This is a genomic window from Streptomyces sp. NBC_00162 (assembly GCF_024611995.1).
Lineage (GTDB): Bacteria > Actinomycetota > Actinomycetes > Streptomycetales > Streptomycetaceae > Streptomyces.
In genome coordinates this window covers 5745044-5760297 of sequence record NZ_CP102509.1, presented here as the reverse complement: position 1 = coordinate 5760297, position 15254 = coordinate 5745044, and the positions used below count along the sequence as shown (strand labels likewise).

Annotated in this window: 15 protein-coding genes; 4 read left to right on the top strand and 11 right to left on the bottom strand. The window is 73.5% G+C overall.

Annotation, left to right across the window (positions count from 1 at the left end; genetic code table 11):
* The first annotated feature begins 8 nt into the window (after positions 1-8).
* Positions 9-836, top strand: a complete 828-nt coding sequence (locus tag JIW86_RS26715) for a GNAT family N-acetyltransferase (RefSeq protein WP_257556388.1) — start codon at positions 9-11, stop codon at positions 834-836.
* Positions 837-939: 103 nt separating this feature from the next.
* The gene (locus JIW86_RS26710; protein WP_257556386.1) at positions 940-1593 is read left to right on the top strand and encodes an SAM-dependent methyltransferase; all 654 of its coding nucleotides are present in this window, start codon (positions 940-942) and stop codon (positions 1591-1593) included.
* Between the two features lie 49 nt (positions 1594-1642).
* On the opposite strand, the gene era is transcribed toward JIW86_RS26710, so the two are convergent.
* The 3 genes from era to JIW86_RS26695 form a co-directional block, all read right to left on the bottom strand.
* On the bottom strand, positions 1643-2593 hold the full coding sequence (era, locus tag JIW86_RS26705; protein WP_257559453.1) for a GTPase Era: 951 nt from the start codon (positions 2591-2593) through the stop codon (positions 1643-1645).
* Between the two features lie 934 nt (positions 2594-3527).
* On the bottom strand, positions 3528-4805 hold the full coding sequence (locus tag JIW86_RS26700) for a WxL domain-containing protein (protein ID WP_257559452.1): 1278 nt from the start codon (positions 4803-4805) through the stop codon (positions 3528-3530).
* Between the two features lie 108 nt (positions 4806-4913).
* Positions 4914-5969: a GlxA family transcriptional regulator gene (locus JIW86_RS26695; protein ID WP_257556384.1), complete on the bottom strand. Its 1056-nt coding sequence runs from the start codon at positions 5967-5969 to the stop codon at positions 4914-4916.
* 70 nt (positions 5970-6039) lie between these two features.
* Here JIW86_RS26695 and JIW86_RS26690 point away from each other — a divergent pair, with 70 nt between their 5' ends.
* The gene (locus tag JIW86_RS26690) at positions 6040-7350 is read left to right on the top strand and encodes an MFS transporter (RefSeq protein WP_257556382.1); all 1311 of its coding nucleotides are present in this window, start codon (positions 6040-6042) and stop codon (positions 7348-7350) included.
* A 19-nt stretch (positions 7351-7369) separates the two neighbouring features.
* Here the strand turns inward: JIW86_RS26690 and JIW86_RS26685 are convergent, their stop codons facing one another.
* From JIW86_RS26685 to JIW86_RS26660, 6 genes are all read right to left on the bottom strand, one after another.
* Positions 7370-7723 carry a cytidine deaminase gene (locus JIW86_RS26685; protein WP_215141924.1) on the bottom strand — a complete coding sequence of 118 codons (354 nt, stop codon included), beginning with the start codon at positions 7721-7723 and terminating at the stop codon, positions 7370-7372.
* A 56-nt stretch (positions 7724-7779) separates the two neighbouring features.
* The gene (locus tag JIW86_RS26680) at positions 7780-8142 is read right to left on the bottom strand and encodes an MmcQ/YjbR family DNA-binding protein (protein ID WP_257556379.1); all 363 of its coding nucleotides are present in this window, start codon (positions 8140-8142) and stop codon (positions 7780-7782) included.
* Complete coding sequence (locus JIW86_RS26675) at positions 8139-9443, bottom strand: hemolysin family protein (protein WP_215141920.1); 1305 nt, start codon at positions 9441-9443, stop codon at positions 8139-8141. The genes JIW86_RS26680 and JIW86_RS26675 overlap by 4 nt, the downstream gene beginning before the upstream one ends.
* Positions 9440-9937 (bottom strand): rRNA maturation RNase YbeY, encoded by a 498-nt coding sequence (gene ybeY / locus JIW86_RS26670; protein ID WP_257556378.1) that lies wholly within the window; start codon positions 9935-9937, stop codon positions 9440-9442. Before ybeY ends, JIW86_RS26675 begins: the two co-directional genes overlap by 4 nt.
* A 13-nt stretch (positions 9938-9950) precedes the next feature.
* Positions 9951-10994 carry a PhoH family protein gene (locus JIW86_RS26665; RefSeq protein WP_215141911.1) on the bottom strand — a complete coding sequence of 348 codons (1044 nt, stop codon included), beginning with the start codon at positions 10992-10994 and terminating at the stop codon, positions 9951-9953.
* Positions 10995-11145: 151 nt separating this feature from the next.
* Entirely contained in the window at positions 11146-12243 is a 1098-nt protein-coding gene (locus JIW86_RS26660; RefSeq protein ID WP_257556377.1) for a carbohydrate kinase family protein, read from the bottom strand.
* 226 nt (positions 12244-12469) lie between these two features.
* Here JIW86_RS26660 and JIW86_RS26655 point away from each other — a divergent pair, with 226 nt between their 5' ends.
* A complete protein-coding gene (locus tag JIW86_RS26655) occupies positions 12470-13858 on the top strand; it encodes an MFS transporter (protein ID WP_257556376.1) in 1389 nt (462 codons plus the stop codon).
* A gap of 50 nt (positions 13859-13908) precedes the next feature.
* On the opposite strand, the gene JIW86_RS26650 is transcribed toward JIW86_RS26655, so the two are convergent.
* Positions 13909-14820: a ribonuclease Z gene (locus JIW86_RS26650; protein ID WP_257556374.1), complete on the bottom strand. Its 912-nt coding sequence runs from the start codon at positions 14818-14820 to the stop codon at positions 13909-13911.
* Between the two features lie 3 nt (positions 14821-14823).
* Positions 14824-15183: a histidine triad nucleotide-binding protein gene (locus tag JIW86_RS26645; RefSeq protein ID WP_215141909.1), complete on the bottom strand. Its 360-nt coding sequence runs from the start codon at positions 15181-15183 to the stop codon at positions 14824-14826.
* Between the last annotated feature and the right edge of the window lie 71 nt (positions 15184-15254).

Genomic DNA, 15254 nt, shown 5'->3' with positions numbered 1-15254 from the left:
ATGGCCCGATGACCGACCACATGATCGATTCGACGCTCTCCGAGCTGGAGCGCTACTACGACACGGTGCCGCGGGTGGGCGGGGCACGGGCCGAGGACTTCGGTCCGCTGACCCTGTTCGTCCAGGAGGGCGCGGGCTGGCAGTACTACGCGCGGCCCGCGCTCGACGCCGGCGGCGGCCCGGGTGCGAGCGCGGCCGACGTGGAGCGGGTGCTGGCCCGGCAGCGGGAGCTGAAGGTCCCCGAGTCCTTCGAGTGGGTGGCTGAAAACAGCCCCTCCTTGCGGGCGGCCGTGGAGGCTGCCGGACTGCACGTCCACGCGCATCCGCTGATGGTCCTGGACCAGGCCGCCATTCCGACCCCCGCGCATCCGGAGGTACGGCTGTTCGGCGCGGACGACCCGCTGCTCACTGCTGCGGTGACGGTCCCGGCGCTGGCCTTCGCGGACCCGGGGACGGCCGTGGGCGAGGCCGGGCCGGCGGAGCTGGCGGCGGCGACGGCCGCTCCGGAGGCGGCGGAGCGCCGGGCGCGGGTGTCCGGGATGCTCGCGTCGGGCCGTACCGCGATGGCGGCGGCCGTCCGCGACGGCGTGGTGCTGTGCTCGGGCCAGTACAACCCGGTCGGGGACGTGGCCGAAGTGGTGGGCGTCGGCACGCTCCCGTCGGCGCGCCGCCAGGGCCTGGCCCTCGGGGTCACGGCGGCCCTGGTCGCGCAGGCCCTGGAACGCGGCGCCCGTACGGTCTTCCTCTCCGCTGGGGACGAGGACGTGGCCCGCGTCTACGGGCGCATCGGCTTCCGGCGCGTGGCGACGGCGCTGATCGCGGAGCCCCCCGCCTGAGGCCCGGCGGGTTTGCCGGAACGGCAACGGTATTTGCGCGCGCGAGCGGTACCGGCGCAGCATCGGCCGTATCGGCAGACCCGAACAGGAAGAGGCAGCCCCCATGTCCGACCATCAGCACCGCCACCACGACGAACCCGCCGCGGGCGAGGAGTTCTGGGACGCCCGCTACCGCGAGAGCAACCGCATCTGGAGCGGCAAGGCCAATGACGTCCTGGTCCGCGAGGCCGCGGACCTCACCCCCGGCCGCGCCCTCGACCTCGGCTGCGGCGAGGGGGCCGACGCGGTGTGGCTGGCCCGGCAGGGCTGGCACGTCACCGGGACCGACATCTCCGGGGTGGCCCTGGAGCGGGCGGCCGAGCACGCCGCGGAGGCGAAGCTCTCCGACCGCGTCGAGTGGCAGCGGCACGACCTCGCGGAGTCCTTCCCCGCCGGGGAGTTCGACCTGGTCTCCGCGTGCTTCCTGCATTCGTACGGGGACTTCCCCCGCGAGCGGATCCTGCGCACGGCCGCCGCGGCCGTGGCCCCCGGCGGGATCCTGCTGATCGCGGGCCACGCGGGCGGGCCCTCGTGGGACCCGGACAAGCACGCGGACATCGACTTCCCGACCCCGGACGAGGTCCTGGCGCAGCTGGAGCTGCCCGAGGGCGGCTGGGAGGTCCTGCTCGCGGAGGCGCACGTACAGCCCCTGACCGGCCCTGACGGCCGGCCCGGGAGCCGTCCGGACAACGCGCTGAAGGTACGGCGGCTGCCGTAGCCCACTGCCGGGCGGCCGGTACCGGCCGCCCGTCCCGGGCCGAGAAGGATCAGAAGCCGAGCTTGCGCAGCTGCTTGGGATCCCGCTGCCAGTCCTTGGCGACCTTCACGTGGAGGTCGAGGAAGACCGGGGTCCCGAGCAGCGCCTCGATGTGCTTGCGCGACTTCATCCCGACCTCCTTCAGGCGGGCGCCCTTCGGGCCGATGATGATGCCCTTCTGGCTCGGCCGCTCGATGTAGACGTTGGCGTGGATGTCGAGCAGCGGCCGGTCCGCAGGGCGGTTCTCGCGCGGGATCATCTCCTCGACGACCACGGCGATGGAGTGCGGGAGCTCGTCCCGTACGCCTTCCAGCGCCGCCTCGCGGATCAGCTCGGCGACCATGACCATCTCGGGCTCGTCGGTGAGGTCGCCCTCCGGGTACAGCGGCGGGCTCTCCGGCAGCAGCGGCGCGATCAGGTCGGCCAGCAGCTGGACCTGGGTGTCGCCGACCGCCGAGACGGGGACGATCTCGGCCCACTCGAAGCCGAGCTCCTCGGCGAGCTGGTGGACGGCGATGAGCTGCTCGCCCACCACCTTCGACTCGACCAGGTCGGTCTTGGTGATGATGGCGATCTTGGGGGTCTTCTTGATCCCCGCGAGCTCCTTGGCGATGAACTTGTCGCCGGGGCCGAGCTTCTGGTCGGCGGGCAGGCAGAAGCCGATGACGTCGACCTCGGCCCAGGTGGTCCGCACGACGTCGTTGAGGCGCTCGCCGAGCAGCGTGCGCGGCTTGTGCAGGCCGGGCGTGTCGACGAGGACGAGCTGGGCGTCGGGGCGGTGCACGATGCCGCGGACGGTGTGGCGGGTGGTCTGCGGCCGGTTGGAGGTGATCGCGACCTTGGTGCCCACGAGTGCGTTGGTGAGGGTCGACTTGCCCGCGTTGGGGCGGCCGACGAAGCAGGCGAAGCCCGCGCGGTGCGGGCTGGTGGACTCGGGGGAACGATCGCTCATACGGGCCATTCTCCCCGATGCCGCTCCCAGCGCCGACCAGGTCATGGCTGCGAGGACGCTCGCGGCCGCGAGGAGGGTGCCGAGGAAGGGGTGTGCGGCGTAGGCGGCACGGCCCTGAGCTGTGGTTCCGCCGTCCGCGGCGCGGACCGTCACCTCGGCCTGTTCGGCAGTGGGCGGGTCGTCCCAGCGGGCGTGGAGCCGGACTTCCTGACCGGGCAGCAGTTCGGCGGGCAGTCCGGTGAGGGCACGGCCGAGCAGGGGTCTGCCGAGGGCTCCGGAGGCGGTGAGGCCGGCGCGGGGGCGGAGGGTGACGTTGCCGATGTTGTGGAGCGTGTACGCGACCTCCGCGCCGGAGCCCTGCCGGTGGACGGAGACGTCCCGGACGACGAGGGCGGGGGCGGTGGGGCCGGTGACCCGCAGGTACACGCGGGCGGCGACGGCCTGCTGGACGCCGATCCCCTGGGCCGTCGCGGCGGCGGGCCGGTCCTCCAGGGCCACGATGGCTCCGGGGTGGTCGCCGGGTTCCGCCCGGTCGGGGACGGTGAGCGTGAAGGCGACGCTGACCGACCCGCGGGCCGGTACGGTGACCCGCTCCCGGTCGAGCTTCGCCCACGCGGCGGTGGCCAGCCGCGGCTCCTCGGGGCCGCGGAGGGCGAAGCCGCCGTCCCGGGGGTGTTGTACGCGTCGGCCGCGTAGAGCGTGAAGGTGCGGGGCCGGTCGGTGCGGTTGGCGACGGTCACGGAGTCGGTGACGGACTGGCCGGGCGCGGCGGCGAGGTAGAAGTAGGGCCGCTGCCCGACGGTGTTGGCGGCGGGCAGCACGGACCACTGCCCGTTGTCGGCGGCCGCGGCCGTCCCGGCGGGCCCGGCGGTCCCGGCGGTCCCGAGGAGTACGGCGGCGAGCACCCCCAGCAGCCCGAGGCGCCGGATCCGGAATCCCGGGGTCACGACAGGGTCAGCGTGAGGACCGACGTGTACGCGCCCGGCGGGGTGTACGCCGGGACCTGGAGGGTCACGGTCGCGTCGACCGTGAAGGTGCCGCCGACCAGGGGGGCGTCGGGGGTGGAGGCCAGTACCGCGCCGTCCTGGCCGACCACGCCCGCGCTGCCCGGCGTACAGGGACTCGGACTGCCCGCCGCGGCGGTGCACGAGGGGGTCCAGGAGAGGGAGGCGCCGGGGATGCGGACGCCGCCGGGGCCGGTGAAGTCGGTGACCTTGCCGATCAGGGACCAGCCTGCCGGGCCGCCGCGGGCGTCCTTGACGGTGACGGTCCCGATCCGGCCGGGGGCGGCTCCGCCGTCTCCGTAGGACACGGCGCCCAGGGCGATGTCCTCGCCGGTCTGGGTCATGCCGAGGGCGCCGGGCTCGACGGTGGCGCTGAGCTTCTGGGTGCCGGGCGGCAGCGGGGCGGCGTCGATGACCGTGTACGCGGCCGGGCCCGAGCCCTGCCCGGCCGTCCAGGCCGCCCCCTCATAGGCGACGACCGCGGTGGTGGCCTTGTCGGTGACCGGCAGCTCCGCCCGGACCACGCCGAGCTCGTCCGCGGCGGCGGCCACCCGGTCGGCGGTCTCGGCGGCGCCGGCCCGCCCGGCCACCGTGACGGCCGCGCCCGGGGTGAATCCGGCGGCGGTGACCTTGACCTTGTCGCCCGGTTTCCCGTGGGCCGCGGCGAGGAGGACGCTGCGCAGGTTGGCCGTGGGCAGCGGGGTCGCGGTGAGGCGCTCGGAGACGGGGGCCCCGGCGTCGGCCGTGCAGACGGTGTCGAGGTCCAGCGGGTGGCTCGTGTGCAGGGTGTAGGCGCCGGGGGCCAGCGTGATCTCGCCGGGCGCGGTGACGGTGAAGGTGCCCGTCATGGTGACGGCGGGGAGGGGCGCTCCGGCAAGGACCGGGTCGTTGCGCTGTGCGCCGACCACGGTGACCTCGCCGCTCTGGGCGCCCCCGAGCAGGATCCGGCCGGTCGGGGTCAGTGCGTCGGCGGGCAGTTCGCCGCCGGCCGGGTTGACGGCGGGGTTGGCGATCACCTGGTAGGTCACCGTGACGGTGTCGCCGACCCGCGGTGCCGGGTTGTCGACGGTGAGCCGGGCGGTGGTCGGCCCGTCGGCGGGCGGGAGTCCGGCCTCCTGGGGCGGCAGGCAGTGGGTCGGGAAGGTCACCACCGGCTCCCCTTCGGCGGCGGCGGGTGCGCTCAGCGCGCCCCCGGTCGCGGCCGCCAGCACGGCCATGCCCACGGCCGCCGGCCATCTCCTGCTGCGCGCCCCTGTTCGCACTGCCCGCCCCCTGGGTTCCGTCGCCCCGACAGGGAGCCATTCACGAGCGGGCGGCGGGAGAAGTCAATGCGCTGGCCGGGCATCAACTGATGACCCATCAGGAGATGGCAAGGACGGCGGGGATGGCGGGGACGTCAGGGTGCCCGACTCCCGGAACGTGCGCCGGTAGGCCGTCGGGCTCACCCCCAGGGCCGCCTGCACGTGCTTGCGCAGCGACTGCGCCGTCCCGAAGCCCGCGTCCCGCGCCACCTGCTCCATCGGCAGGTCCGTCCGCTCCAGCAACCGCCGGGCCCGCTCCACCCGCTGGCCCAGGATCCACTGGCCCGGGCTGACCCCCGACTCCTCCCGGAACCGGCGCGTGAAGGTCCGTACGGACACGGCCTCCTGCCGGGCCAGGTCGGTCAGGCGCAGCGGTTCGTGCAGCCGGTCCAGCACCCAGGCGCGGACCGCCGTGGTGCTGGCGAGCTGCGGCTCCGGCATCGGGCGCTCGATGAACTGCGCCTGCCCGCCGTCCCGGTGGGGCGGTACGACGGTCCGCCGGGCCACCTCGTTCGCGACGGCCGCGCCGTGGTCGCGGCGCACGATGTGCAGGCACAGGTCGATCCCGGCGGCGACACCGGCCGAGGTGAGCACGTCCCCGTCGTCGGTGTAGAGCACGTCCGGGTCGACCCGGACGGCCGGGAACAGCCGCTGGAAGTGGTCCGCGGAGGCCCAGTGGGTGGTGGCCCGGCGGCCGTCGAGGTATCCCGCGGCGGCCAGCACGTAGCCACCGGTGCAGATGGAGACGAGCCGGGTGCCGGGCCGGATGTGCGCGAGGGCCTCGGCGAGCTCCCCGGTCAGCCGGCCGTACTCGTGGACCGGCCCGAGTTCGTACGAGGCCGGCACGACCACCGTGTCGGCGGTGGCCAGCAGTTCCGGGCCGTGCTCGACGTGGATCGCGAAGTCGGCGTCCGTCGGCACCGGCCCGGCGGCGAGGCCGCAGGTCAGGATCTCGTACAGCGGCCGCCCGGCCGGATCCTTGGCGCGCCCGAAGATCCGGTGCGGGATGCCGAGTTCGAAGGGCAGCAGCCCGGCGAGGGCGAGGACGACGACGCGGTGGGTCTGGGCTTGCGGCTCCATGGCCCGATCATATCGAAGCATGACAGTCAGGCCACTGTCGTATGCGGCGCCGTGGCCGGAAGCTGTCGGGGTGACCCAGACAGCCCCCGCCTCCACGGCCATCCCGCGAACTCCCCGGCAAGCCGGGCGCGTCCACCGCGCCTGGTTCGTCGCGGCCGTCGCCTTCGTGACGATCATCGGCGCCGCCGCCTTCGCCTCCCTGCCCGGACTGCTCATCGAACCGCTGCACCAGGAGTTCGACTGGTCGCGCGGCACGATCGGGTTCGCCATCTCCGTGAACCTCGCGCTGTACGGGCTCACCGCGCCGTTCGCGGCCGCCCTGATGGACCGCTTCGGCATCCGCCGGGTCGTGGCCCTGGCCCTGCTGGTCATATCCGGCGGCTCGGTCGCCACGGTCTGGATGACCGCCGCCTGGCAGCTGGTGCTGTTCTGGGGCGTCCTGGTGGGTCTGGGCAGCGGCTCGATGGCCCTGGCCTTCGCGGCGACGGTGACCAACCGCTGGTTCACCGCCCGGCGCGGCCTGGTCACCGGGATCCTGACGGCGGCCGGGGCCTCCGGCCAGCTGGTCTTCCTGCCGCTGCTGTCCTGGCTGGTGGAGCACCACGGCTGGCGCCCGGCGGCGGTGACGGTCTCCCTCGCCGCCCTGGCCGTGGCCCCGTTCGTGTGGCTGCTGCTGCGCGACCACCCGGCGGACGTGGGCCTGGCCCCGTACGGGGGCACCTACGCGGACAAGCCCGCCCCGGTGCCGGGAGCCGCCCGGCGGGCGGTCACCGTCCTGTTCAAGGCGGCCCGGACCGGTCCCTTCTGGCTGCTGGCGGGCACCTTCGCGATCTGCGGCGCCTCCACGAACGGCCTGGTCAAAACCCACTTCGTGCCGGCGGCCCACGACCACGGCATGCCGGTGACGGCGGCGGCCGGACTGCTGGCGGTGATCGGCGTCTTCGACGTGGTCGGCACGGTGGCGTCCGGCTGGTTCACGGACCGCTTCGAGGCGCGGCGGCTGCTGGCGGTCTACTACGCCCTGCGCGGGGTCTCGCTGCTCTTCCTGCCGATGCTGCTGGCCCCGTCCGTGCAGCCGCCGATGATCTTCTTCATCGTCTTCTACGGCCTGGACTGGGTCGCGACCGTGCCGCCGACCATCGCCCTGTGCCGCGAGCACTACGGGGAGGACGGCGCGATCGTCTTCGGCTGGGTGCTGGCCTCGCACCAGGTGGGTGCGGCGGTCGTCGCCTTCCTGGGCGGGCTGGCCCGGGACGTGTTCGGCTCGTACGACGTGGTCTGGTACGCCTCGGGTGCGCTGTGCGCGATGGCGGCGCTGATGTCGATGGTGATCCGGCGTCGCCCGGCTCCGGCCGCGACGGTGGTCCCGGCCGGAGCGTAGGGCGTATGCCGCAGGGCCGTCAGCCTGCGGGAGTGGTGGACTTCAGGGCGCCGTCCGGGCCCGCCAGCAGCACCGGGGTGTCCGGGCCGCCCAGGTCACGGACGGCGGCGCGGTCGGCCTCGGCCGGGGCATCGGCGGCGCTGACGACGGCGGCGGCCTCGAGTGACCGGGCCCCGCTCGCCACGGCCATCGCGACGGCGGTCTGCAGGGCGCTCAGCTTCAGGGAGTCGAGCTCCACCGTGCCGGCGACGTAGGTGCGGCCCGTCTCGTCGCGCACCGCCGCCCCCTCCGGCACTCCGTTGCGGGCCCGGGCGCTGCGCGCCAGCGTGATGATCTTGCTGTCCTCGGGGTCGATCCCAGTGGTGTCGGTCATGGGCGAAGCATAGGGAGCGCCCGTGCGGGGCCGTACGACGGCCCCGCCGGAGCGCGTCACGGCCGGTCGAGCCGCAGCCGCTCCGCCTTGGGCAGACCCGCCACCACCAGGTCGTACGAGTCCTCCACGAGCTCACGGACCAGCGCGTCCGGCAGGCCGCCCGGCCCGCCCGCGGTCACCGTGTTCCAGTGCCGCTTGTTCATGTGATAGCCGGGCACGATCGCCTCGTGCTCCGCCCGCAGCCGTACCGCCAGCTCCGGCTCGCACTTGAGGTTGACCTTCAGCGGCTCCGCGTCCAGCGCGGTGAGCGCGAACACCTTGCCCAGCACCTTGAACACCGAGGTCTCCGGGGTGAAGGGGAACTCCTCCACCGCCGCGTTGAAGCTCAGACAGAATTCCCGCAGCTGCGCCGGGGTCATTCCCCCTCCTCCCCCGCGGCGTCCGCCGCGGCCACCGGTTCCACCAGCACCGTCACGATCTTGTTCCGCCGCCCGGCCGGGGACTCGGCCGTCAGCCGCAGCGGACGCCCGTCCGGCAGCTCCACCAGCGCCGAGGCGCCCGCGATGGGCACCCGGCCCAGAGCCTTCGCCAGCAGTCCGCCGACCGTCTCCACGTCCTCGTCGTCGAAGGCCTCGACCTTGAACAGCTCACCGAGGTCGGTGATGTCCAGGCGCGCGGTCACGCGATAGCGGTCCGCGCCGAGGTCCTCGACCGGCGGGAGCTCCCGGTCGTACTCGTCGGTGATCTCCCCGACGATCTCCTCCAGGATGTCCTCGATGGTGACGATCCCGGCCGTGCCGCCGTACTCGTCGATGACGACGGCCACGTGGTTGCGCACCTGCTGCATCTCGCGCAGCAGGTCGCCCGCGTTCTTGGTGTCCGGCACGAAGACCGCCGGCCGCATGGCCGTGGAGACCAGGTCGGACTCCGCCTCCCGGCTGATGTGGGTCTTGCGGACCAGGTCCTTCAGGTAGACGATCCCGACGATGTCGTCCTCGTTCTCCCCGGTCACCGGGATGCGCGAGAAACCGGACCGCAGCGCGAGGGTGGTCGCCTGACGGATCGTCTTGTAGCGCTCGATGCAGACCAGGTCGGTTCGCGGCACCATCACCTCGCGCACCAGGGTGTCGCCGAGCTCGAAGACCTGGTGCACCATCCGGCGCTCGTCGTCCTCGATCAGCGATTCCTTCTCCGCGAGGTCCACCATCGCGCGCAGCTCGGCCTCGGAGGCGAACGGCCCTTTGCGGAAGCCCTTCCCGGGCGTGAGCGCGTTGCCGATGAGGATCAGCAGCTGCGGGATCGGCCCCATCACCCGCGCGAGCGGTACGAGCACGTACGCGGCCGCCGTCGCGGTGTTGAGCGGGTGCTGGCGGCCGATGGTGCGCGGGGACACGCCCACGGCGACGAAGGAGACCAGCACCATGACCGCGATGGCCACGAGCAGCGCGGTCCAGGTCTCGCCGAACTCGTCGAGGCAGACGTAGGTGACGAGTACGCCGGCCGCCATCTCGCAGGTGACCCGGACCAGCAGCGCCACATTGAGGTAGCGGGTGGGGTCCCCGGTCACCTGGGCGAGCTTCTCGCTGCCGCGCCGGCCCTCCCGTACGGCCTGCTCGGCGCGGAAGCTCGAAATGCGGGCGATCCCGGACTCGGCACACGCCGCGAACCAGGCCACGACCACCAGCAGGACGGCACCGGTGATCAGTTGTGGGGCGTTCACGAGACGGTCGGCGCCGGGGACGGGCCGGTCATGCCACGCTCGGTGCGCCAGCCGTCGACGATCGCCGCCTGGAGGCCGAACATCTCCGCCTTCTCGTCGGGCTCCTCGTGGTCGTACCCGAGCAGGTGCAGCACCCCGTGGACGGTCAGGAGCTGGAGCTCCTCGTCCATGGAGTGCTGCGTCGCGGCGTCCTCGCCCTGCTTCTTGGCGACCTCGGGGCAGAGCACGATGTCACCGAGGAGCCCCTGCGGGGGCTCCTCGTCGTCCTTCGCCGGGGGACGGAGCTCGTCCATCGGGAAGGACATGACGTCGGTGGGTCCGGGCAGGTCCATCCACTGGATGTGGAGCGCCTCCATGGCGTCCTCGTCGATGACGATGACGGAGAGCTCCGAGAGCGGGTGGATCCGCATCCGGGCGAGCGCGTAGCGGGCGATGTCGAGGATCGCCTGCTCGTCGACCTCGGTTCCGGACTCGTTGTTGACGTCGATCGACATGGTGCGCTGGGTTCTACTTCCGCTGGTGGCCGTTCGCGGCCTGCTGGCCGTCGTCGTACTTCTCGTACGCGTCGACGATACGGCCGACCAGCTTGTGCCGGACGACATCCTCGGACGTGAGCCGCGAGAAGTGGATGTCCGGAACCCCTTCGAGGATCGACTGGACCTCGCGCAGACCGCTCTTGGCGCCGCCCGGGAGGTCGATCTGCGTGACGTCGCCGGTGACGACGATCTTCGAGTCGAAGCCGAGGCGGGTCAGGAACATCTTCATCTGCTCGGCCGTGGTGTTCTGCGCCTCGTCGAGGACGACGAACGCCTCGTTGAGGGTGCGGCCGCGCATGTACGCGAGCGGGGCCACCTCGATGGTCCCGGCCGCCATGAGGCGCGGGATCGAGTCCGGGTCGATCATGTCGTGCAGCGCGTCGTAGAGCGGGCGCAGGTACGGGTCGATCTTGTCGAAGAGGGTGCCCGGCAGGAAGCCGAGCCGCTCCCCCGCCTCGACTGCGGGCCGGGTCAGGATGATCCGGCTGACCTGCTTGGACTGCAGGGCCTGGACCGCCTTGGCCATGGCGAGGTAGGTCTTGCCGGTACCGGCGGGGCCGATGCCGAACACGATCGTGTTCTTGTCGATCGCGTCGACGTACCGCTTCTGGTTGAGGGTCTTGGGCCGGATGGTGCGGCCGCGGCTGGAGAGGATGTTCTGGGTGAGCACCTCGGCGGGCGTCTCCTCGGGGCCGCCCTCGTTGCCGTTGCCGCTCGCCTTGAGCATGGCGATCGAGCGTTCCACTGCGTCCTCCGTCATCGGCTGCCCGGTGCGGAGCACCAGCATCATCTCGTCGAACAGGCGCTGGATCAGAGCGACTTCCGCCGCTGCCCCGATCGCGCTGACCTGATTGCCCCGAACATGGATGTCGGCCTTCGGGAAGGCCTTCTCGATCACGCGCAACAGGGCGTCACCGGAACCGAGCACCGTCACCATCGGGTGCGTGGCCGGTACCGTGAAGTGGGCTCGCGCCTGGCCCGGCGCTGGGATGTGGGCTGTCGGTGTCTGAGTCATGGGCCGGCACTGTGGCCTGCGCATACCTCCCGCTGAGGGGCCGCGCCGATCGACGACCTCCGGAATATCAAGCGTACGTCGCCTTCGGGGCTTCCCCGAGAGGTTTTCGAGCGGCGCCCGAGCGCCCCGGGCCCGCCGGGCCGGGCGCGGGCTACGCGGAGTGCCGGAAGCCGATCGTGGGCACCGCCCTGCGCCGGGCCGCCGGGGTCGAGCCCTGCGGGATCAGGTCGTCCAGGAACGCGTACAGGCCGCGCAGCTCGACCGGGGCCGACCGCCACCAGTGGGCCACCTCCGGCCAGCCGGGGGCCGAGAGGGAGCCGCCGAACTCCTGGACCGACAGGGCAGCCGTCAGCCCGGCGAACGCGAGGCGGTCCGCCAGCGGCCAGCCCGCCAGGGTGCCCGTGACGAAGCCGGCCACGTAGACGTCGCCGGCCCCGGTCGGGTCCAGCTCCTCCACCGTGATCCCCGGGACCTGGGCCGTCTCGCCCGTGCGTCCGTCGACGGCGTACGAGCCCTCCGCGCCCATCGTCACCACCGCGATCGGCACGTGATCGGCCAGCGCCCGGGCCGCCGCGCGCGGGCAGTCGGTCCGCGTGTACCGCATTGCCTCGCCCGCGTTCGGCAGGAAGGCCTCGCAGTGCGCCAGGTCGGCCAGGGCCCCCAGCTCCCACCGCCCGCTCTCGTCCCAGCCCACGTCCGCGAAGACCTGCGCGCCGCGCCGCGCCGCCTCCCCGATCCACGGCTCGCGCCGGCCGGGCTCCAGCGAGGCCACGGCGGCGCGGGCGCGCGGCGGGCACTGCGGGAAGGGCCCGGGGCCCCCCGGCGGGGGCGCCTCGTGGCCGTGCGAGATCATCGTGCGCTCGCCCTCGTAGGCCATCGAGACGGTGACGGGGCTGTGCCAGCCGGAGATGGTCCGCGACATGGAGAGGTCGATGCCCTCGCCCTGTTCGAGGGCGTCCCAGCAGTACTCGCCGTAGTGGTCGTCGCCGAAGGCCGCGGCGAGCGAGGTACGCAGGCCGAGGCGGGCCAGGGCGGTGGCCATGTTGGCGACGCCGCCGGGGCTGGAGCCCATGCCGCGCGCCCAGGACTCCGTCCCGCGCACGGGGGCGGAGTCGAGGCCGGTGAAGATGATGTCGAGGAAGACCGTGCCGGTCAGGAAGACGTCGCAGGCCGGTTCCTGGGGGTTGCGCAGCGGACCGAGCGGGTCCACTGCTGCCGCACGGCTGTCGGCGTCGTCCCGACTGGTCACGGTGTACTCCCCGTTGTCTTGAAGGGTCGTTTCCTCAGGAGGGTTTCCGGAGGAGGATTTCCGGAGGAAAGCTGCCAGCCCTGCCCGGCTCGCACGAATCCAAACCCAGTGTGTCGCAGATCACTGCAGGGACGCTCTTTTCCCGGTATCGGGCCACTTGATAAACAAGTGGCCCCGCTCACTCTGCGGCGGCGCCGCGCAACACCGCACCACCTGGAAAACGCACGTGCACGACCGCACCCCCGCGCCGCTCTCCGCGCCGCCCGCCGCCTGGCCCCTGGTGGCCCTCTTCACCGCCGGCTACGTCGCCCCGTACCTCCTGCCGACCGTCGTCGGACGGCTCGACGCCCACCTGCCGCTGAGCCCCGCGCAGGCCGGTCTGATCGGCACGGCCTTGCTGCTCGGCTCCGCCGCGGCCGGTTTCACCCTGGCCTCCCGGATCGGCCGGCACGGACCCCGCCGGCCGGCCCGCCTCGGGCTGCTGCTGGCCGTCGCCGGATACGGCACGGCCGCCGCGACCTCGCTGCTGCCGCTGGTCGTCGCGGGCGCCGTGGTCGGCGGCTTCGGCTCCGGGACCGCGACCGCCGTGGCCGCCTCCGGGATCGCCGGGCAGCGCGACCCGCACCGCACCTCGGCCCTGGGGCTGCTGTCGGTCTCGGCGACCGCCGGGGCGCTGTACCTGACCCTGCCGCGGCTCGGGGGCGGCCACGGGCTCCCGTTCGCCGCGATCGCGCTGGTCGCGGCGGTGGTCTGGCCGGCCACGGGCCGCCTGGGCGGCTCCGCCGCACAGGCCGTGACCGGGGTCGCCCCGGGCCGGCTGCCGTACCCGCGCGCCGGGGTGGTCCTGGCGGGCTCCCTGATGCTGTGGTCCCTCGCGCAGAACGCCCTGTGGGGGGTCAGCGGCCGGATCGGCGCCCAGCAGGCGGGCCTCTCGGAGGTCACCCTCGGCGTCGTCTTCGCCGCGGCGCTCGGCGCGGGCCTGCTCGGGGTCACGGCCGCCTCGGCGCTCGGCGCCCGCCTGGGCCGCGCGGTCCCGATCGGCGCGGGAACGGCGGTGATCGCCTGCTGCGTGGTGATGTCCTCGTCCGCCCGCGGCCTCGGCAGCTTCGCCACCGGGGAGATCCTGTGGAACGCCGTCTACCCGGTGGTGCTCTCGTACGCCATCGGCCTCGCCGCCGCACTGGACCCGCGCGGCCGCTGGGCGGTGCTGGCCGGGTCGGCGTCCTCGCTGGGCGTGGCCTGCGGGCCCGTCACCGGCAGCCTGCTCGCCGAGGCCACGGGCTTCCCCGGCATGGGCCTGGTGCTGGGCGCGCTGCTGCTGGCGGTGGCCGGGCCGATGACCGCCGTCGCGCTGCACGCCGGTGGCCGTCCGCTGACGGCCGGCTCGGTCCGCCGCCGCGGTGGCGCCCCGGCGGCCGTCCTCGCCGCCGGAGCCGGCACCCCGTCGGGGGCGATCCCCCGCGTCGGCGCCGCGGAACTGGAAGTCGCGGAGATCCGGGTCCGTCGCGTACGGACGGCAGGGCGTCGGGTTGTGCTGCGCGCACGTTCGGGCCGGCATCAGCAAGAATCCAGCCTCGCCTGGGGGTCCCCCCGGACGGAGTCTGGGGGAGTTTGAGGCGCGGGGTCTGGGGCGGAGCCCCAGCAGCGGACCCAGGGCCCAACCCGTCAGCGGCGCTTCGGAAGCGGCACGCGGACCAGGTCCGCCGCCACCGTCAACTCACCCTCGAACCCAGCCGCACGGGCCTGCCGTTCGAACTCCGAGGGGTCGGTGTAGCGCTGCGAGAAGTGCGTCAGCACCAGGTGCCGTACGCCCGCGTCCCGCGCCACCCGCGCCGCCTGCCCGGCCGTGAGGTGCCCGTGCTCGGTGGCCAGCTGCTCGTCCTCGTCGAGGAAGGTGGACTCGATCACCAGCATGTCGCAGCCCTCGGCCAGCTCGTCCACGCCCGCGCAGAGCCGGGTGTCCATGACGAACGCGAACCGCTGCCCGGACTTCGGCTCGCTGACCTCTTCCAGCGTGACCGCGCCCAGCCGCCCCTCGCGCTGGATCCGGCCCACGTCCGGCCCCTTGATCCCGTGCCGCGCCAGCAGCTCCGGCACCATGCGGCGCCCGTCCGGCTCGGTGAGCCGATAGCCGAAGGACTCCACCGGGTGGGAGAGCCTCCTGGCCTCCAGGACGTACGAGGCCCCGCTCGCCAGCGCCCGCATCCCGTCCCCGGCCACCGGCTCCTCGGCCAGCGGCACCGTTTCGCGGTAGGCCGTGGCGTAGCGCAGCCGGTCGAAGAACTTCTGCCCCGAGGCCGGGTAGTGCGCGGTGACGGGGTGCGGGACCCGGTCGAGGTTGATCCGCTGGATCACCCCGGCCAGGCCGAGACTGTGGTCACCGTGGAAGTGGGTGACGCAGATCCGGTTGATGTCGTGCGCGGCCACCCCGGCCCGCAGCATCTGGCGCTGCGTGCCCTCGCCCGGGTCGAAGAGGATGCCCTCGCCGTCCCAGCGCAACAGGTAGCCGTTGTGGTTGCGGTGGCGGGTGGGCACCTGACTGGCAGTGCCCAGCACCACGAACTCGCGTACGGACACTGGCTATCCGGGGGGCCACTGGAGGCCGCGGCCGCCGAGGACGTGCGCGTGGGCGTGGAAGACGGTCTGGCCGGCACCGGCGCCCGTGTTGAAGACGACCCGGTAACCGTGGTCGGCGATCTTCTCGTCGAGCGCGATCTGCCCGGCCTCGGCGAGGAGGCCGGCGGCGATGGCGGGCTCGGCCGCGGCCAGCGAGGCCCCGTCGGGGTAGTGCACCTTGGGGATGACGAGGATGTGCGTCGGCGCCTGCGGGTTGATGTCCCGGAAGGCGACGGTCGTCTCGGTCTCGCGGACCACGGTCGCCGGGATGTTCCCCGCGACGATCTTGCAGAACAGGCAGTCGGCCTGCGGTTCCCCGGCCATCAGTTCGCCTCCGTGTCGTTGATCGCTCCGGGCATCGTATCCCCGGAGCGCGGACGGGAGTTCCGCCAGGG